Raw genomic sequence first — 26,543 nt, 5'->3', positions numbered from 1 at the left:
AAATGCTAATATAATCAAAACGTCGCGAAGTTTTTAGAAAAACTTTACTTTAAAAGTAATAACTAAAGTATTCCAGTAGTAAATCAACAATCAGTTTTATTATTTGAATCGATTGTAATTAGTTTCTATTTTTCAATAAAACCCAACCGCTCAGTAATCGGCCATCTGAAACTTTTACCACGTACCAATAATTACCGGTTGCCAAAACGGGAGCATTAGAAAATCCACCCCATTCGAATGGCCCGTTGGTAATTCTTTGCATAACCAAATTTCCGAAACGGTCAAAAACCTGAATCTCTGATCCTGGATAATTTTCTAAGCCAGAGATTTTCCAAGTGTCATTTTTTCCATCTCCGTTAGGTGAAAAATTGTCGGGAATACTAAAAATGGTAAAGGTGATAGAACCGATGATACAGCCCAATTCTGTCTTAACCTCAACGGTGTGGTTTCCATTTTTTAAGTTTTTAAAAACATTTGAATTTTGACTGAGATCTTTATCCAAAATGTATTGGTAAGTACCAGCGTTTGAAAGTTGAATCGTTGCCGTATTATTCACAATTTGAACTCCAACAATGGTTGCGATGATTGCTTGGGTCACAATCACAGACGCAGAATTTTCACAAAGAAAAGCGTTTTTCACTGTAACGGAATATTTCCCAGCTTCTGAAACCTCTAGGATTTCACTGGTTCCAACAATTGTAGGCGAATCATCTTTTGTCCATTGATAAGAAGAAAAGCCAGGTCCCGCATCCAGTTTTAATTTAATGCCAGTGCAAACTATCAAAGTTGGTGGAAGGTTTAAGAGCGGTTTTGGGTTTAAAGTCAAAGTCAGTTTTACCTCAACAAAACAGCCCAAACTGTTTGAAACTTTTACGTTAAATAAATTTGTACCGACATTCAAGATTACATTTGCGGGATCTGGAACGACTTGATTATTGGCATCGAAAAAATCAAAACGATACGCCGCAGGATTTGCGATGATATCGTTTCTGTAATTATTAAGATTTTCAGCTTTTGTATTTGAGGTCGTATCATTACAGAAAGTCTTTTCAAAATCATTAGCGGGAATTCCACCATTTGTTACAATAACTTTTACATGTATCTTCTGAGTGCTTTCGCAACCGTTGACTGTTTGCGTTCCATAATACGTTTCCCCATTAACAAGTAGAGTAGTAAGTGGTAAAAGATTTCCCGAGCGATCATACCATTTCAAATCTTGTCCGTTAACGATAATGTTTGCAATTGTAGGATTTTGGGCGGAACAGAAATCCTGTGTGAGATTCCCAGTTGGCGGAAAGGGATCATTAACATTGACTAAAATTGGCAGTTTCGAACTTTCACAACCGTCTAAGGTTTGGGTGGCAAAGTAAGTAAAGCCATTCACCAAAAGGGTATTGTAATTTAAGAGCGTTCCGGAAGCATCATACCATTTTATAGCAGTTCCTGTAATTGTAATATCGGTTAATCTGGGTGAATTTATAAAACAGAAATTTGGTGGAGTGATTACGACCGGAACAGCAACTGGTGTGATAATCACTGTTTGATTCTGCGCTAAAGTATTTCCAGCACCGTCATTATATTCCCAATGAATAACGTAATTCCCCGGCGAATTGTAAGAAAGCGGATCAGTCGTTGTTGCCGTAAGTTTTGTTCCACAACCTGTTGTTGCTGTTGGAAATGTCGTAACAATTACGTTACAAAAGCCAGTAACATTCGGTAAGTCAGGTATATCTAAAACAGGCAAAGTTGTACTTCCAACATTGACCATGACTGAAAATATTCCACCGCAAGATTGACCTCCTTTTATTCGAACGAAATACTCGCCAGAATTATTTGCCTGCGCGTTATAAATGACAGGGTTTTGCAGAGTGGAGGTGTAATTGTTTGGCCCAAACCATTCATAACTTGTTCCCCCAGATGCCTTTAACTGTAGATTTTGATTGATGCATGTTGGGGTAAAAGAGACTGTGACGTTCGACGCACAGTCCGCAAATTTTACGATAATCATATCATTATCGGTAGTTGAAGCGGTCTGCTGAAAAGTTCCGGGCGTGGTCATGCCTTTCGTATTGCCCGAATTCATTCCCCAAAAATAAATATTTTCTTCAGCATCTTTAATAATGATTGGTATTTGAATATGACCTGGATAAAAGGTGCCATACAGTTTATTAAGATTTTCATCAAATTTCATGAAGTGAGAACCGCATCCACCTGTCATTTCAGGCTGAAAGGCATTCGGTGTGCCGACTGAATTCAGTCCTACATCTCCAGGGCATGCATAAACTGCTACGAATAAATCGCGATTTGAATCAATATAAGTAGAAGTCTGTAAGTTGTACACTACGGGAATATTTTTCTCAACAACGGTATTAGTATTCATATTGACCATGAAAAAGCTGGCATATTTTTTCGTGTAAACGTGAGCCCCAAAAAAAATTTCGTCGCCAAATCTACGCGCACTGTCAAAGTAGTAACTTTCATCTTCACCAACATAACTTGATCGGATTAAAGAACCATTTTCCGAAAACTTTAAATACAGGCCATTGTTGTTGTAACTTCCCGGCGTAATGTGGCTTGTAGGTTGAAATGCATTAACCATAGGGAAGTTTGTGGCTCGAGTTTCAGCAATAATTTCGATTCCGTTGTCAGCATTAAAAATTTTAGTAGCCATAGAGCCCGCATTTCCAGTTATGTAGGAAACCCAGTCGGCAACGCCGTCTGCCGCATTAAATTTCCCTATAAAACCTGATTGCATACCTATTGAGGCTATGTTTTCCTGGAAGGCACCTGGAGTTGCAAGATGCTGATCACTGTAAGTTTCTCCAATGATGTAAATGTTGTTGTTGTAAAATTTGAGATCAAGGGAAACTTCATCTTGATTTCCACCAAATATTTTTTCATAGATCAAGGTTCCGTCCGGATTAAATTTTAGAAGCGCAACTTGCCCGAAATAGTACAAGTGATTTCCAGGATGTGCAGGATCAGGAATATGAGTATCTGCAGCTAAATAAATATTATCGTTTTGATCAAAGTCTAAACCACCCGAAAAATCATCATAAATACCACCATAATATGTTCCCCAAATCCGTTGACCATCTTTATTTATTTTATTGATGAAGGCATCGTTAAATCCCGCAAAATCGCTTTGATAAGTTCCAGAAGTAGCAACATTATTCGAGCTTGTAGTGTATCCGTGTAGAAAAACATTGCCCAATCGATCAGGCTTTATCCAGCCAAATTCCTCCCCATTTCCGCCGAAATAACTCCCCCAAATTCTGGTCGGAACCGGATCGATGACAACTTTTTTATCAAAAATATCTTGAGACGTTGTAAAACCGTAAGTGTCATTTCCTAAATCTTTATAGATGACAGAAAGATTTTCTTTAGATTTTTTTCCTTCAACCCAAGAATGAGGAATGTTTTCCTGCATTTCTCCAAAACGCAAATCCATTGAAATTTTTCCGTCTTTCAATTTTGTTTTCGTACCCTTGACCTGAAATTTAATATCAGAAATTTTTCCGCCGGGATTGACGATGAAATTGTATTCAATTGGTTTTAAAGTATCTTCAGGTTTAAAGAAAACCAGATCAATCTTCGCATAAATATTTTTGTAGGTAATTTTTTCATAGCGGTATATTTTCTCTATTCCCGTAGGTTTATTGGGCAAGTTATAGTAGTTTTCATAATCTACAGATCGTCCTTCGGCAATGATTTCTGCATTTTTATTGGCTCCCAAAAAATCGATATCCACGCGATGGAATTGATATTTCAATTCGTGCTTAAACGGCTCTTTGCCTTTTGCCAAAATGGCATTTTCATTCTTCTTTGAAGTTATTTTTAAAGTCTTCTGAACTTCATATACATCATAAGAAAATCCCTCTTTTTTCAGTTGAATATTTAAGCCATTGGAATGATATAGATAGTGGACCTCAGAATTTTCTTTACCCTCCTGATCAACAAGTTGACCTTTATTCTCAGCGAAGAAGGCTTTAGACCCAGACTTAAGATTCTGGCTAAATAGAGCCATGGAAAAAAAGAAGAGGAGTATAAAAAGTAAAAGTTTCTGCATATATTAAATTAATCCAAATGTAATTTATTCTTTTCTTACCAACAGAATCCAATCATCTTCCAACAACTTATAACCGATATCATATAGGAACCGATATTCAGCGCCGTTTTTATAGATGATTAAACTAGTGAAATATTCGAAATCGAAACCTTCAGAAAGTAGTCTATTCCGAGTCGTTTTGGCTTTTCCTTCAAAGAATTTCTGTTCAGAAAGAACGCGGTGATTTTTACGCAACTTGTTATTGATATTGCGCATTAGATTGGACGAATCTTTGTTGTGCTTGTTATTGTAGGCGTTTCGGCAACCATCGTTGCAGAATTTCTTATCGCTTCTGCCGATAATTTTTTCGCCACATTCCAGACAGTTTTCCATAAGAATCATTTGATACTCAAATATATAAAAATATCCGTTTGATAACGGATATAATCTTGAAACAGTCGATTTTAAAGTAACAAAATACTTTTGAATTAGTTCTTACCACTTTTCTCTAAAAATCGGCCATATTTTCTGGACTTGCCGTAATCTGAAACAAATCCTTCATTTTTGAAAATGGTTTTTCCGCCAACCAGAACTCTTGAAATGACGCCCTCGTTCCGATTCACCAATCTTTCATAATTTCCAAATTCTTCTATCACATCAAGTTCAACGTCTTCAGTGATATTGTTAAACGTCGTTGGATCGATGATGACCAAGTCCGCTATTTTACCTTTTGCTAAATGTCCACAATCCAGACCAAACCAATCTCCTTGCTCTTTTGTTAATCTCCAAATGCATTTTTCCATACTCATGATTGGGTTTCCGTTGTCAATGGATTCCTGAACAGTCTTCATCATTTTCAAAGGGAAATTATAAAAAGCCATATTATTTAAATGGGCGCCAGCATCTGAAAAACTTATTAAATTATATTTAAAGTTATAAAGATCTTTGTACTTTTCTTTGCGGTCGTTTGCAATGGTAGTCGTCCAGCGTATCTTTTTATCATATTGAATAATCGTATCTAAAAAAACATCTACTGGATGTTGATTTTTCTCTTCTGCGATTTCATAGAAGTTTTTCCCAATTAAACTTTGGTCGGGACAATCAATAATCACTGCTTTGCTTAAATCTTTATGCCAGACTTTCGGAGCGAATTTTTTCTTGATTTCTTTTTTAAAATTGTCTCTAAATTCCTTGTTCGAAATTAACTCATCTCTTTGATCCAATTCTTTTGCCAGATTCCGAAGCGCTTCACCGCTCGGGAATTCTTCAAACATTACTGAATCTACGCCATCATAATAAACTGTAAACGGACACGGTGGAGATTGCATTCTGAAATTGGCGTTCCCTAAAACATTGATCGCCGTTGACGCCGAAGCGATTATAGGATAAATATAGCGATCGCCAATTAAATCCATCATCGCAATCATAGTCGTTTTTAAAGGCTTTCTGAAAACTCCTGTACTCGCTAACATATAATTAAAAGCATTGACTCTGGTTACCAAATTCGGCGCGCCTTGAAGAATCGCGTCTCTTTTTCGAAGGAGTTCAATTAAACTTTTTCTTTCTATCCAGGACGAGTAGAAGGACGGCGTTTTATGAGACCAATAGCGATCGCCATCCATTTTATCCCACGGATTATCCATGGTTGATAACCCAATAAAACCTTCATCCAAAGCCTCGTTTAACATACCGAGCATTTGGTCTTTCTCTTCTTTGGTGGCGGTAACATTATCTGAAAGAGAACGCTCGATACCCAGAGCTTTCATCCGAATATCTGAATGTCCTATAAAAGAAGCGACATTAATTCCCAAAGGCAATTTATTGATATATGTTTTCCATTCTTTTGGAGCATTCCACGATTTTTCTTTTTCGAGTAAAGGCAACATCACTTCTCTGGGAATGGCTTCAACTCTAGTGAAAGAATCGGCTGTGTCTTCAGGACTATTAAATACTGCAGAAACAGAACAGCTTCCCAAAATAATGGTCGTCACACCATGCCGCGCAGACTCTTTCAAACCTGGAGACGCTAGAACTTCCGCGTCGTAATGCGTGTGGGAATCGACAAATCCTGGAACAATCCATTTTCCTTCGGCCTCAATAATTTCTGCAGTATCTTCATCAGCAGACAGACTTGATCCAATTTCTAAAATCTGACCGTTGTCATCAATTAATACATCTTGAATATGTGCCTTCTCAGTTGGATCTCCAGAGAAAAATAGTCCGTTTTTAATAAGTGTTTTCATTTTTGCCTCTTAAAAGAATTAAGTTAATTAAATTAATGTATCCATATTCAGTTGCGTTTTTATCCAACTCTTTATTCTTGAAATTTTAGTTACCGAGAGAAATCACTTTAAAACAGTGTCGATGACTTTTATAGAAATTCAGTTGACCTTAACATATAAAAGCAATCTCTGGTGATGCCATTATAATTTTCAGTTAGCATTTTTCCGGCGCTATAATAAGCATAAAGTTCATCGGAAGCTCTCATCAAATGGTTTTCACCCTGCAGTTGAAAATAGCACGTTTTAACTTCACCTGTATGTAGAATAATTACAACTTTATTTTCCACGCCCGAGGAATACATCTCCCAAATCATAGGTATTGTGCTAATTTGTTTTCCAGCGTAATCTGTAATTTGAATTTTTATTAAACGAATATCATCCAACTGAAATTTTCTGTCTTCAATGGTTATTCCGTCGTTTTCAAATTTTAATAATCCGTCTAAAGTTCCTTTTAACTGTTCTCTGAAAAACGAATTAATTAGACCAGCAACCATTAAAGTAATGGAAAGATAGCCGAAAATTTTCTCTACAATATCACTATCTGTTTTACCAATAAAGCCGACTTTAATAATGAAAATTAAAAATACAACAACCAAAGAAATGATGATAACTCGACTTCTAGTCCAGATATATTTTTGTGGTATTTTATAGATTTTGAATGAGTTCATAAAAAGTATTTGCCTATTCTTAGACGTTAGCGAGATTTCTTACTCTACTATTTTAAGAGTAAAAGGTAATCGTACGATATCGGTAACTTTAGAACCTTCCTTATTTTTAGCCGGTTCCCATTTTATATCTTCTGTTACTATTTTAACACTCTTTTTTACCTCTTCATTAAAATTTTCATTCGGCCCGTAAGTCGAAATATTTAAGACGTTTCCACTTGGATCGATCTTCAAAATAATTTGAGTTTTTAAATTCTTACTTGACGTGTTTAAAATCTTTCTGCCCAAATTTTCGCCGATTCTTTTAATAAATCCCTTGTTTCCTTCAGGAAATTGAGCGGGGAATAGTGTAATTGGCGGTGGAGGAACTGATAGATCCTGTGACTGTATTTTCTCAAACTTTTGCGCAGTTGTGGCTTTTTGGCCACTTTTAATTTTTTGAGCTGCTAAGATGTTTAGCGTTAGAACCAATACTAGTAGAAGTGTTTTTTTCATATCTAAATTTTTTCTTGATTAATTGATAGTTGATAGTCAAATGTATGAACTTGCATTTTTTAAAATCTTCAAGAAGCCGAAAGTATTTACAGAGCGAAAATATATATTCTAGTATACCGCTAATCAAAAAACAAATAAAAAACACGGCTAAAAAACCGTGTTTTCAAAATAATTAATTGTTCCTAAAGGCACACATTTCGAAACTCACACTTCGAAAGTTTGCATCAAGATTCTACTCGGTATGTCCGTACAACTCATTGTATAATTTAATATATCTCTCTTTTACTGCCTTTCTTTTCAATTTCAAAGTAGGAGTGAGGAGACCCAATTCAATAGACCAAACATCTGGCGTGAGATCGAATTTTTTAATCTGTTCCCAACTTCCTAATTTGGTGTTCAGATAGTCGATTTCTTTTTTGATTCGCTCTTTCAATTCAGGGCTATTTGCAATTTCTTCCGGCGTAGTTCCAATAGTCAAGTTTTTTCTAATGGCCCAGTTTTTAGCAAAATTAAAATCCGGCTGAACCAAGGCGCACGGCATTTTTTCGCCATCGCCAACTACCATAATTTGTTCGATGAATTTGGAGGCTTTTGCTAAATTTTCAATTACTTGCGGCGCGATATATTTTCCACCAGAAGTTTTAAACATTTCTTTTTTACGATCGGTAATTTGTAAATATCCTTCATCATCAAGATGTCCGATATCGCCAGTTTTAAAGAAACCATCTTCCGTAAATGCCTCGGCGGTCATTTCATCATTTTTGAAATAACCTTTAAAAACAGACGGACCTTTAACCGTAATTTCGCCATCTTCCTGAATCTTCACTTCTAGATTATCTAAAACGTGACCAACCGTTCCAACTTTAATTTTCCCAAAACTATTCACCGCAATTACTGGTGAAGTTTCGGTCAAACCGTAACCTTCCAAAATTGGAATTCCAGCGTTTTGAAACATTTTATTGAGTCGTGCAGATAACGCTGCCGAACCTGATACAAGCGTAATAATGTTTCCACCAAGACCTTCTCTCCATTTTTTGAAGACGATTTTGTCGGCAATAATTTCCTGTAAACCTGACGGTTTCCCTAATTTTTCTTTAGCCTTATTAACACCGAGCGCCCATAAGAAAATTCTGGTTTTAATTCCTCCCGCGCTGGTTCCTTTATCGTAAATTTTATCATACACTTTCTCAATCAATCTCGGCACAACCGACATAATGTGCGGCTGAACTTCCTTGATGTTGTCGCCCATTTTCTCAATGCTTTCTGCAAAATAAATTGCGTACCCATTATATTGATAAAGATAAAAAAGCATTCTTTCAAAAATATGACAGATTGGTAAGAAGCTTAATATTTTAATATCGCTAAACTCCAAACCTTTCACTCGTGGAATTCTGGGATTAGAACCCAAAACATTCGACACAATGTTCAGGTGAGAAAGCATCACGCCTTTTGGTTTTCCAGTCGTTCCGGAAGTGTAGATGATGGTTGCTAAATCTTCTGTATTAATCGATTTCGATAAATCTTCAACTTCACCTTGTGTGGCTTCGTCGTTTCCTAAATCAATAATCTCTCTCCAGTTCGGAGCGCCATTAATTTGATCAAAACTAAATACACCTTGCAACGTCGCTACATTCTCCCGAATCTTCATCACCTTATCATACAAGTCAGAATCTGACACGAAGCAGTATTTAACGTCCGCATTATTAAAAATAAAATCGTAATCTTCCGCCGAAATACTTGGATAAACCGGAACTGAAACTGCGCCAATCTGTGAGATTCCTAAGTCCATTACGGCCCACTCTGTGCGTGTTGCAGTGGTGATTAAAGCTATTTTGTCGCCTGGTTTGATTCCTAATTTTAGCAATCCACGGGAAACTTTATTTCCTAAGGCAATGAATTCGCTGGTAGAGGTTTTCTCCCATTTTCCGTCATACTTGGTAACGAACATATCTTCTCTTGAATATTTCTCTAACGCATTGTGCGCGAAATCAAAAGTTCTTTTTATTGACATATTATAGTTTTATTTAATGATTACTTTCAAAATTCAGATCAATTCATCTTGAATCAATGTAAAAATATCATTTTTATTTAAATGTGCAATAGTTATTTTCAATGAACTCTATTTTTAATTTTTTAAGTTTTAGATTTTATGTATTTTTACCGTCAAACAATTTTTAAACTTTATGAATTTTAATTTATCTGAAGAACAGTTAATGATTCAGCAAGCTGCAAGAGATTTTGCACAAACTGAACTTTTACCAGGAGTGATCGAAAGAGACAACGCACAGAAGTTTCCGCACGAACAGGTAAAGAAGATGGGAGAATTAGGCCTGCTTGGAATGATGGTTGATCCTAAATATGGTGGCGCCGGAATGGACAGTATTGCTTACGTACTCGCTATTGAAGAGATTGCAAAAGTTGATGCTTCTGCTGCCGTAGTAATGTCAGTAAACAACTCATTGGTCTGCGCAGGTTTGGAAAAATTTGCAAATGAAGAGCAAAAAATGAAATACTTGAAACCGCTTGCAAGTGGTGAAGTAATTGGAGCTTTTGCTTTATCAGAGCCAGAAGCTGGTTCAGATGCAACTTCACAACAAACTACAGCCGTTGACAAAGGAGATCATTATATCTTAAACGGAACCAAAAACTGGATTACCAACGGTGGTACAGCGACGTACTATATTGTAATCGCACAAACAGATCCGGAAAAGAAACACAAAGGAATCAACGCTTTTATCGTAGAAAAAGGCTGGAAAGGTTTTGAAATCGGTCCCAAAGAAGACAAGTTGGGAATCCGCGGAAGTGATACGCATTCATTGCTTTTCACCGATGTAGTGGTACCCAAAGAAAACAGAATTGGTGAAGACGGTTTTGGATTTAATTTCGCCATGGCCGTTTTAAACGGTGGTAGAATTGGGATTGCTTCTCAAGCGTTAGGAATTGCCTCAGGTGCTTACGAGCTGGCTTTAAAATATGCTCAAACCAGAAAAGCTTTTAAAACTGAAATCATCAATCACCAAGCAATCGCTTTTAAATTAGCAGATATGGCAACGTCGATTATGGCAGCCAGAATGTTATGTTACAAAGCTGCGGCTGAAAAAGATGAAGGAAAAGATATTTCTGAAATCGGAGCGATGGCAAAATTATATTCTTCACAAGTGGCGATGGATACATCAATTGAAGCAGTTCAAATCCACGGTGGTTACGGTTATGTGAAAGAATATCACGTTGAAAGAATGATGCGTGATGCAAAAATCACCCAGATTTATGAAGGAACCTCTGAGATTCAAAAAATCGTGATTTCACGAAGCATCGTAAAAAACAGTAAATAGTAAAAATACACGCTATGAAGAAAATTTGGATTATTGTAATCGCTGTTGTTCTTGTTTTAGGAGGTTTTATGTGGTATAAATTCTTTTTTGTCTTTGCCGAAGGAGTCAAATCTGGCTATCTCAACTACGCAAATAAGAAAGGATATATCTTTAAAACTTACGAAGGAAAACTGATTCAAGAAGGGTTTGGTCGCGGAAAAACCGGCGGACTGACCAGCTATGAGTTTGAATTCTCAGTAGAAAGTGAAGACATCTTTAAACAGCTGGAAGAAAACAGCGGAAAGCAGTTCGATTTGCATTACAAAGAATACAATGGTGCAATACCATGGCGCGGGAATACTAAATATGTTGTTGATAAAGTAGTCAACATGAAATAAAGAGGAAATCCTTTCAGAATGCTGGAAGGATTTCTTATTTTTAGAAAATGAAAGAATATATACTACAGAAGGAACGGATCTTCCACTTTTTGTCATTGGCGTTAATCGCGGGTTCCATGTTTTTAGACGATCCGATTCAGAAATTAATCGTTTTAGTAACCGGGATTTTGGGCCTCTTGGTTTTGTCCGCTCTGAAAAAGCAAAAAATATTGGTGATTATTTATTTAATTTTATTTTTCGGCGCCGGAATTTTCTATTATTTACTAACCACCGGAAAGCTTAATTTCTGATTTTTATTTGGGCAGACATTTAACTTCGTCGAATCTTTTTATTTTTTTTAAATTTTTAGGGCAGCGATTTCCGCCTGAATTTATCCTGAGTTTGTCGAAGGACTCCCGCTTTTTTTATAGCTGGCTTCGACAGGCTCAGCCACCAATAAAAAAGAGGTCCGTTCAATTCGGGCTGCAAATTTGTCTGATACCCAAGTCAATTTTTAAGTTTTACAAACTAGCTCTCTTCAGTAATTTATTTACCAGAAAACCTTGTCAAGGTTTAGAACCTTGACAAGGTTAATTCAGGAGTTCTGAGTGAAATCTACGATTCGACGAAATCAAACGCCTTTGCGTCCGTAATTTTTAATAAGCCACTTTATTTAACCCCTGTGTTATTGCGTTTATTGTCTTACCATTAATTTAATTTGAAAATGAAAAAATTTATACCAGTTGCAGTTCTATTAACCTCCACTTTCAACGCTCAAATTCTACCAAAATTCACGGATGAGATTGCCCTGAAGTTGGCTGAAAAACCACTGAAATGCATCAATCAAGAATATCCCAATAAAACAGCTCACATTATTAATAACGAAATAGAAGCCGCTTTAAAACCCGCCGAACTTCACCCAAGTTTTTATGGCTGTTTCGACTGGCATTCTTCTGTTCATGGACATTGGATGTTGGTTCGCTTATTAAAGTCAAAACCAAATCTGGCTAATAGAAAAGAAATTCTAGAAATTTTAAACACTTCTTTTCAACCAGAAAAAATAAAAGAAGAATCAGCCTATTTTACAAAGTATGCCGTTTCAATGAATTTCGAAAGAACGTATGGTTGGGCGTGGTTGCTGAAATTAGATCAAGAACTGATGACTTGGGATGATCCACAAGCGAAAATTTGGCATCAAAATTTAAGACCATTAACCGACGAGATCTTGCGCCTTTGGAAAATTTATTTACCCAAACAAACCTATCCAAACCGAACTGGAGTTCATCCGAATTCCGCCTTTGCCATGGCGTTTGCGATTGATTGGGCGAGAATCTCTAACGATAAAGTTTTCGAAAATCAATTGGTTGAAAAATCAAAATACTTTTATTTAAAAGATCAAAAAACTCCCGCTTATCTCGAACCAGACGGAAGTGATTTCTTTTCTCCAAGTCTCGAGATTGCAGATTTAATGCGCAGGATTCTGCAACAGAAAGAGTTTGTAAAATGGTTTAATCTTTTTTATGAAAAACGAAGTATCGCTAACATATCTGAGATCCCAATCATAAGTGATATCAATGATTTCCAAACGGTTCACTTGGTCGGACTTTCCTTCACCAGAGCCTGGACTATGAAAGGAATTTCGAAATCACTGCCACCTAATCACCCGTTGAAAAAACAGTTTGCAACAACCTCTGATAAGTTTTTAGCCAACGCTTTACCTTTGCTTTTCCAGGGGAATTACGGCGGCGATCATTGGTTAGCAAGTTTCGCGGTTTATGCTTTGAGCGAAGAATAAATTTAAACACTAATTGCACAAATAGGTTGCACGAATTACACAAATAAAGGACGAAGAAATAGATGATTTCTTCGTCCTCTCTGTTTTAAATGTAATTTATTATTAGTGACATTTGCGAAAATCATTAGTGATATTTGTGTTTATAAAAATCACAGATATTTTCTCTAACTAAATTATTTCTTCGGTAAATATTTAGAGTAATCTGGCTCCTCAGAAATCTCAGTTTTGTCATTTTCTACGATTGCCGATGGAGTAGTTATTTCCGCTTTTTGAACTGGAATATCAGCTTTATTTTCTAACAATTTGATTTCCTTATTTTTTTTATTTCTTCTCACAAAATAGAAGATTAAACCTGCAATAAGGAAGATTGGCCATAAGGGTAGAATCGCAATCATCATCTCTCCCAAAACTTTAAATCCACTCATAAATGCCGACGAAGATTTGGATCCAAAAGTATCAGAATCTCTATTGTTATCATCAGTAACTATTTGATTAGATGCTGTTAATTCTTTCTGAACTAAAGTAATTTCTATGTCGCACATTTGACTTGAAATATAATCTTTTCCTTCACTCTCCGTCGATTTCGATTTCACTTCTCCAAGTCCATTTGACAGGTTAGAAACCAAATTGTCAAAATTATAAAGTGGTACTTTCAGTGTGACGTATTCTCTTTCAAATCCTTCTTTTTGACTGAAATTTTCCGAAACCAAATCCGCATTGCTTTCTCGAATTTTCTGTTTTAAAATCGATTTCGCTTGCGTAATATCTTCCACCTGAATTTCTAAAATTGCTGTTTTAACCAAAGGGTTCTTCTCTACAATCGGCGGAACGACAACCGTATTGTTTCGATTATTGGTAGAATTTGAATTTCCTTCATCTTGTGGAATAGTCGCTTTTTGACTTTGAGTTCTCTTCAAAATTTTATCCGCGGTTTTAGCTAAAACTGAAATTGCGTTTTCGCCATTTTGCAGCGCTTTATTGGCAGAATCTAAAGTTTTTGCAACATCAGTTCCCGCTTTTACGTGTTTGGTAATTTCTGCAATATCTTTATTAATGGAATCGATTTTCCATCTGCCAGATTTCAGCGTGCTGTCAATTCTTTTGGTCTGTTTTTCAATTGTTGGAATTAGGACTTTTCTGGCGACTCCATCCGAATCATTGATTCTTTTTGAAATGGAATCTATCGTTTTTAAACCGTCATTGGCTTTGGTAAAAAGACTGTCGGCACGTTTTATAGAACTTGTTGCCTCGCTAAATTCCTGCTCGCTGCAAGAGGTTGCCATGACCAAGAGAAGCAGAGTGACCAATATATTTTTCATTAGGATTTTTAAATTTTAATCGAGACAAGGTAATCAAATAGCATTCCCTTAAAAATGCAAAAAGACTCTTAAAATAAATAAGAGTCTCTCTATCTGTATTTTGCAAATTAATTTACAAAGACTTTACAAATTAATCTTGCTTAAATTCGCTGATGAAGTGCAATTTCACGTTCGGGAATTTCTCCTGAGTCATGTGAATCGTAAAAGATGAATCGGCTAAAAATACGGGTTGTCCATATTTATCCTTACACATAAAGCGCTGTTTCAATCTCGCGAACTCTTTATATTCATCTGACTTTTCATCGGCCTCAATCCAACATGCTTTGTGAATGGAAAGTGGTTCATACGTACATTTCGCACCATATTCATGTTCCAAACGGTACTGAATAACCTCGTATTGAAGCGCTCCAACTGTTCCGATAATTTTCCGATTATTCATATCCAAAGTAAATAATTGCGCTACGCCTTCGTCCATTAACTGGTCGATTCCTTTCGCTAACTGTTTGGCTTTTAATGGATCATCATTATTAATGTATCTAAAATGTTCTGGCGAGAAATTGGGAATTCCTTTGAAACTCATTTTTTCACCACCAGTCAAAGTATCTCCAATTCTGAAATTTCCCGTATCGTGAAGTCCGACGATATCTCCCGGGAAACTTTCGTCCACGACTTCTTTTTTATCTGCGAAGAAGGCGTTGGGTGAAGAGAATTTCATTTTCTTATTTTCTCTAACTAAAAGGTAATTTTCATTTCTTTTAAAGGTTCCGGAAACAATCTTCACGAAAGCCAATCGATCGCGGTGTTTCGGATCCATGTTGGCGTGAATTTTAAAGATAAATCCAGTGAAATCTTTCTCTTCTGGTTTCACCAATCTGGTATCACTTTCTTTAGGTTGTGGATTGGGTGCGATTTCAATAAAAGCGTCTAACAGTTCACGAACTCCAAAATTATTTAAAGCGGAACCAAAAAATACTGGTTGTAAATCACCATTCATATAATCTTCGCGATTAAATTCTGGATACACCTCGCGAACCAATTCTAATTCCTCTCTCAAAGTTGCGGCAGCTTTTTCACCAATTTCCTCATCAATTTTTGAATCGTTGATATCCTCAAATTTGATCGCTTCACCAACTCTTTGTTTTTTCTCTTCTAAAAATAACTGAATATTATGTTCCCAAATATTATAAATTCCTTGGAAATCACTTCCCATACCAATTGGCAAAGAAAGTGGACAAACAGTTAAACCTAATTTTTGCTCTACTTCATCCAATAAATCGAAGGCGTCTTTTCCTTCACGATCTAATTTATTAATGAAAACAATCATCGGAATATTTCGCATACGACAAACTTGAACTAATTTTTCAGTCTGTTCCTCAACTCCTTTTGCAACATCAACTACAACGATTACAGAATCTACTGCGGTTAAAGTTCGGTAGGTGTCTTCCGCAAAATCCTTGTGACCAGGCGTATCTAAAATATTGATTTTGTGACCTTTATATTCAAATGCTAAAACAGAAGTTGCCACAGAAATTCCTCTCTGTCTTTCAATTTCCATGAAATCGGAAGTCGCGCCTTTCTTAATTTTATTCGATTTTACAGCACCGGCTTCCTGAATCGCACCTCCAAAAAGCAACAATTTTTCCGTAAGCGTGGTTTTTCCCGCATCTGGATGGGCAATAATTCCAAAGGTTTTTCTTTTCCCTATTTCTTTAAGTAGATCTGACATAATTATTTTTGAGATTGCAAAAATCGCTTTTTTTTACCGAAAATGAAAATGTGAACCGTTTCTTTAATTTACGACGTGACAATTTAGATCGACAAATAACAAGCTCTGTTCGTGGTTTTTTATTTAAAGATTTATCTTTGCCCAAATTAAAAGTTCATGGAAGGAAAATCAGTTGCTAAAAAATATATTTTCGATGGCAAAGGTGCGCTCGCTCTAGTAAGCGGTTTTATGGCTGGAAGTTTCTTGGTTGCAATTTTAAATGTAATATCCGTGTTTGCTTTTAATGTGAATATGCAATACCAAGATTATTACCTGATAGTCGCTAACGCCGCTGGATTTATGGGAGCTATTTTCGCCTTTGACTATTTTATCTACCGTCCGAAGATTGGAAAAAAACTTAATTTTAATATGAGCTCGCCCAATTTGATGACCTATCTGTTAATATTTCCAATGATGTTTGGAATGATGTTAATTGCAGAATTTACAACCTCACTTATTCCAATTACAGGTCCTTTCTTTGGCGAATATTACCAATATTTTACTGACTTAATGGCGAAAATGACCAGCAACAAAGCTACTTTGATTCTGCTTGCGGTTATTATGGCGCCGGTTTTTGAAGAGATAGTTTTCCGAGGAATTATTATGAAAGGTCTTCTCAATAAAGGAATGAAACCTAAAACGGCTATTATTATTTCGGCCGTCGTCTTTGGATTGGTTCATGCAAATCCTTGGCAGTTTGTAGGAGCCGTTTTATTAGGAAGTGTTTTGGGATTGGTTTACTACAAAACAAAATCGCTGCTTTTACCCATTCTTTTGCACGCCTTTAATAATTTATGTTCTTCTATTTTAATATTTTATAATAAAACAGAAAGTTTCGCCGATACTTTTCAGGTTTCCGAATGGTTACTTTTAGGACTTGGAATCGTACTCTTCACCACCTTTTATATTTTGTTCAGTAAAAAATACAGAGTGCACTACATTGAAAATTAGTACGGTCTAAAAAATATTGACAAAGTTTTTTAATATAACTCATCACTCATTACCCATTACTCATACCCATGAAAAAGGAAATCCTTATAGCAACGCACAACGCTCACAAGAAAGAAGAAATTCAACAAATATTAGGAGATCAATTCACCGTGACTTCTCTGACTGATTATAATATCCACGAAGAAATTGTAGAAGATGGAACTACCTTTCACGCCAATGCTTTAATCAAAGCCCAGTATTGTTTTAACACGACTGGAAAACCGAGTCTAGGAGATGATTCCGGCTTGGTAGTAGAGGCAATTGACGAAAGACCTGGGATTTATTCTGCACGGTATGCAGGCGATCATGACTTTGCCAAAAATATGGCGAAAGTTTTAGAAGAGTTAGATGGAGTAGAAAATCGCAAAGCCTATTTCGTAACGGTAATGTGCTTGGTTGATGAAACTGGAACCAACTATTTTGAAGGGAGAGTTTATGGAACTTTGACCAAAGAAGTTCGTGGTGAAAAAGGATTCGGTTACGACCCGATTTTTGTTCCTGAGAATCATGAATTTACTTTTGCCGAAATGAAAGCAGAAGATAAAAATAAAATCAGCCACCGTAAAAAAGCGATTGAGCAATTTTTAGAATTCGTGGAGCGTAATTCTTAAATTTAAACTTTACTTAAAATCCGCTACGAGATTTTAAACGAAAAATTGTATTTTTGCACTCACTTATATTAAAGAAAATGTTAGAAAAGATTGATGCCTTATTGGTTGAAGTAGAAAATTTCAGTTCGACGAATAAAGATGAAATTGAGCAATTCCGTATCCAATATAGCGGGAAGAAAGGGATTTTAAATGATATTTTTTCGAAATTCAAAGAAGTTCCCAACGAACAGAAAAAAGAATTCGGACAAAAAATAAATACCTTAAAACAAGCCGTAGAAGCAAAGTTAGAAGGTTTAAAGAGTGCCACTACATCTAGCATCCTTTTTGAAAAAGACGATTTAACCAAACCAGGTTTCCCGTCAGAATTAGGAACGCGTCATCCCATCAATTTGGTGAAAAACAGGATTATTGAAATCTTCAGATCAATCGGTTTTGCCGTGGCAGACGGACCAGAAATTGAAGATGACTGGCATAATTTCACGGCGTTAAATCTCCCGGAATACCATCCAGCGCGTGATATGCAGGATACTTTTTTCATCGAAACCAATCCTGATTTGTTATTGAGAACGCATACTTCATCGGTTCAAATCCGATATATGGAAGAAAATGAACCTCCGATGAGAATTTTATCTCCCGGTCGGGTTTTTAGAAATGAAGCCATTTCTTCCCGTTCACACTGTATTTTTCACCAAATCGAAGGTCTATACATTGATCAAAATGTAAGTTTTGCAGATTTAAAACAAACCATTCAATTCTTTACCACAGAACTTTTCGGAAAATCAAAAATCAGATTAAGACCTTCTTACTTTCCATTTACAGAACCAAGTGCTGAAGTTGATGTTTATTGGGGTTTAAACTCTGAAACCGATTACCGAATCACCAAAGGAACAGGTTGGTTAGAAATCATGGGTTGTGGAATGGTAGATCCTGCCGTTTTAACCAATGTTAATATCGATCCAGATAAATATTCCGGTTATGCTTTTGGAATGGGCATCGAAAGAATTACAATGCTTCTTTATCAAATAAATGATATTCGAATGTTCTACGAAAATGACAAAAGAATGTTGGAGCAATTCAAGAGCCTTTAATTAAATAAAAATTGAACTTGATTCTTTTTTAATCGACTATAAATCAAATAGAAAAACTTCCAGACATGATCTGGAAGTTTTTTCGTTTGGTACTATTTTGGGAAAATTTAATTCTTCTTTTTAAACCAAGTCTTCGCTTGATTATAATCGATGTAATACGTAAGTTTTAAACTTAAAGTATTATTCATCGGTTCATTAAATAAATTGTTAAAGTTGCTCTTGAAATTAATCTTTGAGTAGTCCAAGAAATTTTGTGTGACATTTTGATAGAGCAGGGTCAACTGACTGCCCGGTGCAAACCACCACGAATAGCGTAGATCGACGTTCCAAGCATTATAAGTCTGATTGTTCTTTGAGTAATTATTGATTGAGAAAACTTCACCGTTATCCTGCAAAGTTCCGAAACTTTTATAATTGACTTCGGTGTAATAATGTCTTAAGCTAAAGCTGAGCGACATCTTATTATTAACCGTATATTTTGAGGTAAGTCCATTAATAACGGTATTTCTATTTCTCGTCCCGATGTAAATGTTGTCTACGTCTTTGCCCGTAAAACCTTGCTCCTGATTGCTGACATTATAATTCACTTCATATCCAACAGAAAAATGATCGGAGAGACGGTAATTGAGTTCGAGTTCATTATTAACTCTATTTCGTCCTTTTTGATTGTAAGCATAATAGTCGATGGTCAATTCATAAGTAAATTTTTTGCGGTTGTCGGAATTAAACCAAATCCAGGGATTTACAAAAGACGGAATAAATAAATGTTTTCCGAAGACGCGCGGTTCGTACAGATCATTTTCGCCATTTGGCGTCACCATTAAACCACCGCCATAATTTCTGAATTTTTTGTCCTCGAAAGAAATGTTGGTGTTGATCTGAAAACTTTTAAACAAGTCGGTATCTAACCTTCGTGCATAATTGAGATTGAAGTTCCAGTTAATAGAATTAAAATTCTTGCTTGGCTGTAAAAGCTGATAGCTGTAATTTCCGTTGTAATTTACTTTATTAGTTTGTCCTGTATAACCCAAATCATCAATGTTATAATCTTTTGAAATCGCTTCAAACCCAATTCGATAGGTGCTTTTACCGAAAATCTTTTTAACTCCTGCATTGATGTTGGTGCCGAAATCAGACTTGCCGTCTTTCACATAACTTCCTCTAAAACCTCCATAAAGATTGTATTTATTTTTCTTATCTGTCAAATCAACCAAAAGGGCAGTGGCATTGGCATCCCGGAAATCTCCGTCGCGCGTAACATTGGTGTTGATTAATGATACTGAGGAATTACCATTAAATCTTTGGTCAAAAACGAGGACATTATAATTGGCTAAAGGTTCTACCGTTTCAGTGCGGATATCTCCTGTAACTTCATTCTTGATTTCTACGTCGGTTTTTTTCGTAATGGCATTGAAAAAGCCGATCCCCAAACCTTTATTGGTTCTTCCCGAAATTTTAGTCGCGTTTAATAATTTTACTTTTTGAATATTGTCGAGCAGTATTTCGTCAGCTTCTAAATTTGGTTCTCTGGAAGGATAATCACCAACGCGACGAGAGTAAAACAAATCACCTTTGCTGAAAAGTTCCGTGCCTTCTGTGAAAAAGGAACGCTTTTCTGAAAATTGCTGTTCAAAAGGACCGAGATTTAAAATATTGTCATCAAAAGCGGTTTGGCCAAAATCTGGAATGAGCGTCGTATCTAAAGTGAACGCATCATTAATACCATATTTCACGTCCATTCCACCATTAGTTAGAGTCGAAGTTTTATTATCGTAATTATTAACGTACGTAGAAATGTAGGGCAGGAAAGACAACCGTACAGGAGGATTTATATTTTCAATTCCAGTCATCACGCCATCATAAAGCATAAAAGAGCCTTTTTTATTGTCAATAAAGTTCCACGTTAGTTTTCTCTTTTGTCGTTGAATATTTCTCACAAAATTAATTCCCCATTCCTGGATGTCTTTTTTGGGAAACCTTAATTCGGAGTAAGGGATTTTCATTTCGACCGTCCAGCCATCAGCGTCAATTTTTGCAACACTGTACCAAACGGCACTCCAGTTAGAATCTTCACCATAATCATTGGTCATCTTTGCATCAAACTGAACACCGCTCGGCATGACGATAAATTCTAAACTTTGCTGTTTGTCATTATACCCATTAATGATCACGCCTAAAAAGTCATCGTTTCCTACGTCATCTCTTTCAACCAGTTCCTTCGCAATTTTATCGGGCTCTGGATCATACATTTTTGCGCCAAAATAAATTCCAGTATCGTCGTATAAAATCTTCACCTCAGTTTTAAATGTTGGATCTTCTGCTTTACCATTTTCAGGTTGAAGTTCTACAAAGTTCTTGGAGATGGGCGCACTTTTCCAAATTTCCTCATCTAAAATGCCATCAATTTTTGGAGCGTTACTAATCCTTGTAATTTTAATTTTCTTCCGAGAAATGCTATCGCTTTCCGCAGTTTGTGAGTACAATTTTAAAAAGGAAAAGAATAACAGTAGCGTTGTTATTAAAATTTTCATGGAGTGTTTTAGGAATAAGACACATTACTCGTATAAAATGTTACATGATTTCGAAAAAAAATCAAAAAAATAAACGAACCCGCGTCCGTTTATTTAATCTCTGATATTTAATTTAAAAACTTATTTCACAAAATTAAGGGGATATTTCACTTTGGAATAAGAATCAATGTCTGCCTTCAAAGAACCCACTGCTAATTCTGCTTTGATGGCAATGGGAATATGATTCTTATCGTTACTCACCCAAAGCGTAACACCTTCCTTGTCTTTAAAAACCCTTCCGCTCATGACCTGAGGAACAATTTTTAAAGTGTTAATATATCCGAATCTGGTCTTGACATTTTCGGTGCCAACTACTTTAATCTGAAAAGGAAATAACTCATCATCGATCCAGACACTTAATTTTTTCACGCTGCCAACTTTAAGTTCGCTGTCATCTAAACTTCGTAAATAATAGAAAGCAGACAACATGTCTTGAACCCCAGCAACGGTTTTTATAGACTGCGTGGTGTTTTTTTCTTTATCGGTTAAATACAGCGTCTGACTGTTATGGTTAAAAACCGTCTCAAAATGTTGAGTGTAGGTTCCCTCTTTTACATTTCGAACATAAAAGCTGGGCAGACCCGTATTGTAATTGATGAAACTTTCATAATTGTCTTCTACTTTGAAAAATGCCCGAACAGCTCCCGTAGTTTTACCGTAACCTTTCACATAAAAGTGCGGTTGACCTTTGTAAGTGGTTTTTACCGTTGTTAAAGTCGCAGTTCCCGCATTTAAAATTCCGTAGTGAATTCTGTAGCGCAAGGTTTCGCCAGACTGAATGTTTTGAAGTTTCTGGGCAGAACTGAAAGATATAAGTAAAAGGGCAAATAAAAATAGAATCTTTTTCATGCTGTGGGGTTTGCAAATAATTTGCCACAAAGATAAAACTTTGGTTTTAGTGGGTTTGTTTATGACATAAATCATAGGTATGGCATAAAGGATTCTTTTAATTTTTGTAAATTTGTGGGAATATTTCCAAATTTTAAATTAATGATTACTACTGATATATTGATTATTGGAGCCGGTCCTACCGGACTTTTTACCGTTTTTGAAGCAGGTTTGCTGAAGTTGAAATGTCATCTCATCGACGCACTTCCGCAACCAGGCGGTCAGTTAACGGAGCTATATCCTAAAAAACCTATTTTCGATATTCCTGGATTTCCCTCGATTAATGCTGGCGAATTAGTTGATAATTTGATGGAGCAAATCAAGCAATTTCAACCTGGATTTACTTTGGGCGAAACTGCGAAAACTTTGACCAAATTAGAAGATGGAACTTTTGAAGTTATCACCAATAAAGGAACTGTTCATTATGCGAAAGCTGTGGCAATTGCTGGTGGCTTAGGAACTTTTGAACCAAGGAAACCAGTCTTAGAAAATTTGGCTGATTTTGAAGAAAAGGGAGTAGAGTATTTCATTAAAGAACCCGAACATTTTAGAAATAAGAAAGTAGTAATCGCTGGCGGTGGTGACTCTGCTTTGGATTGGAGCATCTTCTTGGTGAATATTGCAAGTGAGGTGACTTTAATTCACAGACGTAATGAATTTCGTGGGGCGCTGGATTCTGTGGAAAAAGTTCAGGCTTTAAAAGATCAAGGGAAAATTCACATGATGACTCCTGCAGAAGTAATCGGACTGAAAGGCGAAGGGAAATTAAATGCAATCACCGTCGTTCGTGAGGGCGAAACTTTTGATATCGAAACTGATTATTTTATTCCGCTTTTTGGCTTAACACCGAAACTAGGTGACTTAGGAACCTGGGGTTTGGAAATTGAAAAAAACGCCATTAAAGTCAATAACTCTTTGGATTATCAAACTAATATTCCTGGAGTTTATGCAATTGGTGATATCAATACATATCCTGGAAAATTGAAACTGATTTTATGTGGTTTTCATGAAGCTACATTAATGTGTCAAAGCATCTACAACATGCTGAATCCTGGTAAAAAATTCGTCTTAAAATATACCACCGTAAGTGGAATTGATGGTTTTGACGGAAGTCGTAAAGAAGCTGAGAAAGCGGTTGTAATGAAGATTGACTAGAGCAGAGCCAATTGAAAGTAGAAAGAATCAAGAATAAAACAATGCAGGATATTAATCTTAAGATAACCGATCGAAACGGAATTACGCACGAAGTAGTTGCCCCAACTGATATGTCGATGAATTTGATGGAAGTAATTCGATCTTACGAACTCGCAGAAGAAGGAACCATCGGCGTTTGTGGCGGTATGGCAATGTGTGCTTCTTGTCAGGTTTATGTGCTTGAAGGTTCAGAAAAAGTGCAGGAAATGGGTGCTGAAGAAGATGCGATGCTGAGTGAAGCTTTCCACGTTTTAGATACCAGCCGATTAGGTTGTCAGATCCACATTACCTCAGAAATCGACGGTTTAGAGGTCGCAATTTCGCCCTATCCATAAAATCATATTTTTTAAAAATATTTGAATCCACTCCTAAAAACAGAGTGGATTTTTTTGTGATTTTAAAAGGATTTTTTAAAAAATGAACGATCGATAAGTCGTTCAATTTTAATATTTTTGACTAAAGTATTCATTATGAAAATTGCAACCTATAACGTAAACGGAGTCAATGGTCGACTGCCAGTTTTATTAAAATGGCTCGAGGAGGAAAAACCTGAGGTCGTTTGTTTACAGGAACTAAAAGCGCCACAAGAAAAATTTCCAGAACAGGAAATTTTAGAAGCCGGCTATCAGGCTATTTGGGTCGGACAAAAAAGTTGGAATGGTGTTGCGATTTTAACAAAAGATCTAAACACCGAAGTTATTCGAACTGCGCTGCCAGGAGATGAAAGCGATGAACAAAGTCGCTATCTAGAAGTAAAGATCAGCGATCTCACGGTAGTTTGCATTTACGTACCTAATGGAAATCCTACACCTGGTGAAAAATATGATTACAAACTGAAATGGCTGGAGAGACTCGATGCCCAAGCTGAACTTCTCATCAGTTCGGGAAAACCCGTAATCATCACCGGAGATTTTAATATTATTCCTACAGAAAGCGATGTTTATAAACCGGAGAAATACATAAAAGATGCACTCTTTTTACCTGAAGTTAGAACTGCCTTCCAGAATTTAATAGCTCAAGGTTGGACTGATGGATTGCGACACTTGTATCCCGCAGAAACAATTTACACCTTCTACGATTATTTCAGAAAAGCCTACGAAAGGAACGCTGGTATGCGAATCGATCATTTTCTACTTTCTCCAGAACTGATACCTCATCTGAAAACTGGCGGCGTAGATAAGGAAGTTCGTGGGTGGGAAAAGAGTAGTGATCATGTGCCGACTTGGATAGAGCTGGAGAATTTATAACCAGCAAAGGTTATCTTTTTAACATAGAAAATCCCGTTTTAAAAAACGGGATTTTATGATTAATAAATCTTTTGAACTTTTTCTACCACATACGTTTTACGTTTAATTTTCGAAGCCACATATTCTACCACTTCTTGGTTTTCCCACTCTTTTTTTTTGTAAACAGAACTGGAAGATTTCCAGATTTTTTGCTCGATTAATTCTATTGAAGCTTTCGAGAATTCTTTTATAATTTCGAGTAGTTCCTTAATTTTCTTTGCTGGAATTTTGTTGACCTGACTTTCTGGATGAATTTTGCTCAAAAATAAAACTTCATTCCTAATGATGTTTCCCAAGCCTGGAAAAACATCTTGATTTAGAAGAACATCGCCGATGTTTTTTTCAGCATATTTTTCCAAAAGAAGTTTCTGTGTTTTCTTAGATTGATACTGATCTGAAAGAACATTAATCTCCTGATCAAACTGATAATACTTTTCCAATTTCTTAATTCTTACGACATAGAAATTAATAAAATCGTCGCCGAAAAAAAGTGAAAAACTGGCATTTACTTTTTTGAATTCATTAATGAGAAAACTTCCGAATAAGCCAAAATGAACGGTGATTAGTAAATCCTTAAAATCGAGTAGGAGATATTTACCATAAGTTTCAACGGAGATGAGTTTCTTACCTGTGATTTCTTCAGCAAACGGATTGTTGTATCCGCCACTTTCTGAAACTTTTTTACCTTCAAATTTTTCAATCCTTTTTTTAAAAACGACAATTGTTGGTCCTTCTGGCATAATTACGGTTTTTCGTTTTGCAGAATTTTCATTACAATCAATTCCTCTTTCGTCAAACCAGCTTTACCATCATCAACTTCGATTTCATCTAATTCTTTTAAATATTTTTTAATAGAATCATTTTCATAAAGGTTGATTACTAAAGGATGAATATAGTATTTTCGGCAAACCGTGCTCGTATTTCCTAGTTCGCAGGCCACCATTTCGATGGCATTTTTAATTTTAGTCTTTTGATTATCATCGCTTTCTTGGGCTTCAATTTCTTTAAACGCAATTAATGCATTCACAGTTCCTGACCAAGTACGGAAATCTTTTGCGCTAAAGTTTTCACCGCTGATTTCTTTAATGTAGTCATTGACCATTCCACTTTCAATAGGATGGCGTTGTCCGTCATCATCATAGAATTGGAACAATTCTTTTCCTGGAATATCGCGACAATTCTTCACTGCCTTTGCTAATTTCGCGTTCTTCAAATCGATGTCATGGTAAACTCCTTTCTTCCCTTTAAAAGAAAACTGAATTTTTTGACCTTTGATTTCTACGTGTTGATCTTTCAGAGTTGTAAGACCAAAAGACCCGTACAATTTTTCGTAAATATTATTACCAATCCGAATGTTGGTTCTTTCCATTAAACTAACGACCAAAGCCAAAACTTTTCGTTTGTCTAATTTTCGATGAGCCAGATCTTGCTCTAAATGTAATCGGATATTCGGCAATGCTTCACCAAACTGTAACATTCTATAGAATTTGGTGTGATTTCTCAAAGCGTTCCAAACGGTATGATAACGATATTGTTTGCGTTTTTTTGCATCAATACCGGTAGCTTGTAAATGTCCATTTTGAAGTGCGCAAATCCAGACATTTTCCCAAGCAGGTGGAATTGCCAATTGATTGATTCGCTGAATTTCTTCTTGATCTTTGATCTTTTGTTCGCCAGAAAAATAGTTGAATTTTTTGCCTCTTTTTTTACGAGCGATTCCTTGATTTTCGCTATCGTTGGTATAAATTAAATTGACTGCCGTTGCAGACTTCTCAGGATCCTTCATTATTTTCAAAATTTTTGAAGGACTTATTTTGGTGATAAGTTCCAATGAAGGATCTGTTGTTTTCATAACTGTT

Annotated in this window: 22 protein-coding genes; 10 read left to right on the top strand and 12 right to left on the bottom strand. The window is 36.1% G+C overall.

Going from position 1 to position 26,543, the window contains the following annotated elements; translation table 11 throughout:
- Window positions 1–118 precede the first annotated feature (118 nt).
- The 6 genes from BMX49_RS11615 to BMX49_RS11590 all read right to left on the bottom strand — a co-directional run bounded on the left by BMX49_RS11615 (window position 119) and on the right by BMX49_RS11590 (window position 9,501).
- Window positions 119–4,069, bottom strand: a complete 3,951-nt coding sequence (locus BMX49_RS11615) for a T9SS type B sorting domain-containing protein (protein ID WP_081864381.1) — start codon at window positions 4,067–4,069, stop codon at window positions 119–121.
- Between the two features lie 24 nt (window positions 4,070–4,093).
- Window positions 4,094–4,441 (bottom strand): hypothetical protein, encoded by a 348-nt coding sequence (locus tag BMX49_RS11610; RefSeq protein WP_034721578.1) that lies wholly within the window; start codon window positions 4,439–4,441, stop codon window positions 4,094–4,096.
- Between the two features lie 95 nt (window positions 4,442–4,536).
- Window positions 4,537–6,291 (bottom strand): N-acyl-D-amino-acid deacylase family protein, encoded by a 1,755-nt coding sequence (locus BMX49_RS11605; protein ID WP_034720949.1) that lies wholly within the window; start codon window positions 6,289–6,291, stop codon window positions 4,537–4,539.
- Between the two features lie 128 nt (window positions 6,292–6,419).
- Window positions 6,420–6,998, bottom strand: coding sequence for a hypothetical protein (locus tag BMX49_RS11600; protein WP_034720946.1), 579 nt, complete (start codon window positions 6,996–6,998; stop codon window positions 6,420–6,422).
- Between the two features lie 39 nt (window positions 6,999–7,037).
- Window positions 7,038–7,490: a hypothetical protein gene (locus tag BMX49_RS11595; protein ID WP_034720944.1), complete on the bottom strand. Its 453-nt coding sequence runs from the start codon at window positions 7,488–7,490 to the stop codon at window positions 7,038–7,040.
- A gap of 232 nt (window positions 7,491–7,722) precedes the next feature.
- Entirely contained in the window at window positions 7,723–9,501 is a 1,779-nt protein-coding gene (locus tag BMX49_RS11590) for an AMP-dependent synthetase/ligase (RefSeq protein ID WP_034720943.1), read from the bottom strand.
- 172 nt (window positions 9,502–9,673) lie between these two features.
- Between BMX49_RS11590 and BMX49_RS11585 the strand changes: the two genes are divergently transcribed.
- The 4 genes from BMX49_RS11585 to BMX49_RS11575 all read left to right on the top strand — a co-directional run bounded on the left by BMX49_RS11585 (window position 9,674) and on the right by BMX49_RS11575 (window position 12,973).
- Window positions 9,674–10,822, top strand: a complete 1,149-nt coding sequence (locus BMX49_RS11585; protein WP_034720941.1) for an acyl-CoA dehydrogenase — start codon at window positions 9,674–9,676, stop codon at window positions 10,820–10,822.
- A 14-nt stretch (window positions 10,823–10,836) separates the two neighbouring features.
- A complete protein-coding gene (locus BMX49_RS11580) occupies window positions 10,837–11,199 on the top strand; it encodes a hypothetical protein (protein WP_034720939.1) in 363 nt (120 codons plus the stop codon).
- A 47-nt stretch (window positions 11,200–11,246) separates the two neighbouring features.
- Window positions 11,247–11,489, top strand: coding sequence for a hypothetical protein (locus BMX49_RS14615; protein WP_126337096.1), 243 nt, complete (start codon window positions 11,247–11,249; stop codon window positions 11,487–11,489).
- A 413-nt stretch (window positions 11,490–11,902) separates the two neighbouring features.
- On the top strand, window positions 11,903–12,973 hold the full coding sequence (locus BMX49_RS11575) for a DUF2891 domain-containing protein (protein ID WP_034720936.1): 1,071 nt from the start codon (window positions 11,903–11,905) through the stop codon (window positions 12,971–12,973).
- 173 nt (window positions 12,974–13,146) lie between these two features.
- On the opposite strand, the gene BMX49_RS11570 is transcribed toward BMX49_RS11575, so the two are convergent.
- Together BMX49_RS11570 and BMX49_RS11565 are read right to left on the bottom strand one after the other, a co-directional pair.
- Window positions 13,147–14,292: a DUF4349 domain-containing protein gene (locus BMX49_RS11570; protein WP_034720934.1), complete on the bottom strand. Its 1,146-nt coding sequence runs from the start codon at window positions 14,290–14,292 to the stop codon at window positions 13,147–13,149.
- Between the two features lie 130 nt (window positions 14,293–14,422).
- Entirely contained in the window at window positions 14,423–16,018 is a 1,596-nt protein-coding gene (locus BMX49_RS11565; protein WP_034720933.1) for a peptide chain release factor 3, read from the bottom strand.
- A gap of 156 nt (window positions 16,019–16,174) precedes the next feature.
- Here BMX49_RS11565 and BMX49_RS11560 point away from each other — a divergent pair, with 156 nt between their 5' ends.
- The 3 genes from BMX49_RS11560 (at window position 16,175) to pheS (ending at window position 18,746) form a co-directional block, all read left to right on the top strand.
- Window positions 16,175–17,008 (top strand): CPBP family intramembrane glutamic endopeptidase, encoded by an 834-nt coding sequence (locus BMX49_RS11560; protein ID WP_034720932.1) that lies wholly within the window; start codon window positions 16,175–16,177, stop codon window positions 17,006–17,008.
- Between the two features lie 68 nt (window positions 17,009–17,076).
- Window positions 17,077–17,658 carry an RdgB/HAM1 family non-canonical purine NTP pyrophosphatase gene (gene rdgB / locus BMX49_RS11555; RefSeq protein WP_034720930.1) on the top strand — a complete coding sequence of 194 codons (582 nt, stop codon included), beginning with the start codon at window positions 17,077–17,079 and terminating at the stop codon, window positions 17,656–17,658.
- Between the two features lie 77 nt (window positions 17,659–17,735).
- Complete coding sequence (pheS, locus tag BMX49_RS11550) at window positions 17,736–18,746, top strand: phenylalanine--tRNA ligase subunit alpha (protein WP_034720929.1); 1,011 nt, start codon at window positions 17,736–17,738, stop codon at window positions 18,744–18,746.
- Between the two features lie 107 nt (window positions 18,747–18,853).
- Here the strand turns inward: pheS and BMX49_RS11545 are convergent, their stop codons facing one another.
- Window positions 18,854–21,277 carry a DUF5916 domain-containing protein gene (locus BMX49_RS11545; RefSeq protein WP_034720927.1) on the bottom strand — a complete coding sequence of 808 codons (2,424 nt, stop codon included), beginning with the start codon at window positions 21,275–21,277 and terminating at the stop codon, window positions 18,854–18,856.
- Between the two features lie 120 nt (window positions 21,278–21,397).
- Window positions 21,398–22,165, bottom strand: a complete 768-nt coding sequence (locus BMX49_RS11540) for a DUF3108 domain-containing protein (protein WP_034720925.1) — start codon at window positions 22,163–22,165, stop codon at window positions 21,398–21,400.
- A gap of 141 nt (window positions 22,166–22,306) precedes the next feature.
- On the opposite strand from BMX49_RS11540, the gene BMX49_RS11535 reads away from it, so the two are divergent.
- The 3 genes from BMX49_RS11535 to xth all read left to right on the top strand — a co-directional run bounded on the left by BMX49_RS11535 (window position 22,307) and on the right by xth (window position 24,645).
- On the top strand, window positions 22,307–23,359 hold the full coding sequence (locus BMX49_RS11535) for an NAD(P)/FAD-dependent oxidoreductase (RefSeq protein WP_034720922.1): 1,053 nt from the start codon (window positions 22,307–22,309) through the stop codon (window positions 23,357–23,359).
- Between the two features lie 41 nt (window positions 23,360–23,400).
- Window positions 23,401–23,733: a 2Fe-2S iron-sulfur cluster-binding protein gene (locus BMX49_RS11530; RefSeq protein ID WP_034721576.1), complete on the top strand. Its 333-nt coding sequence runs from the start codon at window positions 23,401–23,403 to the stop codon at window positions 23,731–23,733.
- A 135-nt stretch (window positions 23,734–23,868) separates the two neighbouring features.
- The gene (gene xth / locus BMX49_RS11525) at window positions 23,869–24,645 is read left to right on the top strand and encodes an exodeoxyribonuclease III (RefSeq protein ID WP_034720919.1); all 777 of its coding nucleotides are present in this window, start codon (window positions 23,869–23,871) and stop codon (window positions 24,643–24,645) included.
- Window positions 24,646–24,704: 59 nt separating this feature from the next.
- Here xth and BMX49_RS11520 read toward each other — a convergent pair whose 3' ends face one another.
- Window positions 24,705–25,424, bottom strand: coding sequence for a DNA-formamidopyrimidine glycosylase family protein (locus tag BMX49_RS11520; RefSeq protein WP_034720917.1), 720 nt, complete (start codon window positions 25,422–25,424; stop codon window positions 24,705–24,707).
- Window positions 25,425–25,426: 2 nt separating this feature from the next.
- Window positions 25,427–26,536, bottom strand: a complete 1,110-nt coding sequence (locus tag BMX49_RS11515; protein ID WP_034720915.1) for a DNA topoisomerase IB — start codon at window positions 26,534–26,536, stop codon at window positions 25,427–25,429.
- Window positions 26,537–26,543: the final 7 nt, after the last annotated feature.

The sequence above is a fragment of the Kaistella antarctica genome (genome assembly GCF_900109615.1).
GTDB classification, from domain to species: domain Bacteria; phylum Bacteroidota; class Bacteroidia; order Flavobacteriales; family Weeksellaceae; genus Kaistella; species Kaistella antarctica.
Note: the sequence above shows the minus strand (reverse complement) of the source record. Positions and strands in the feature narration are given on the sequence as shown.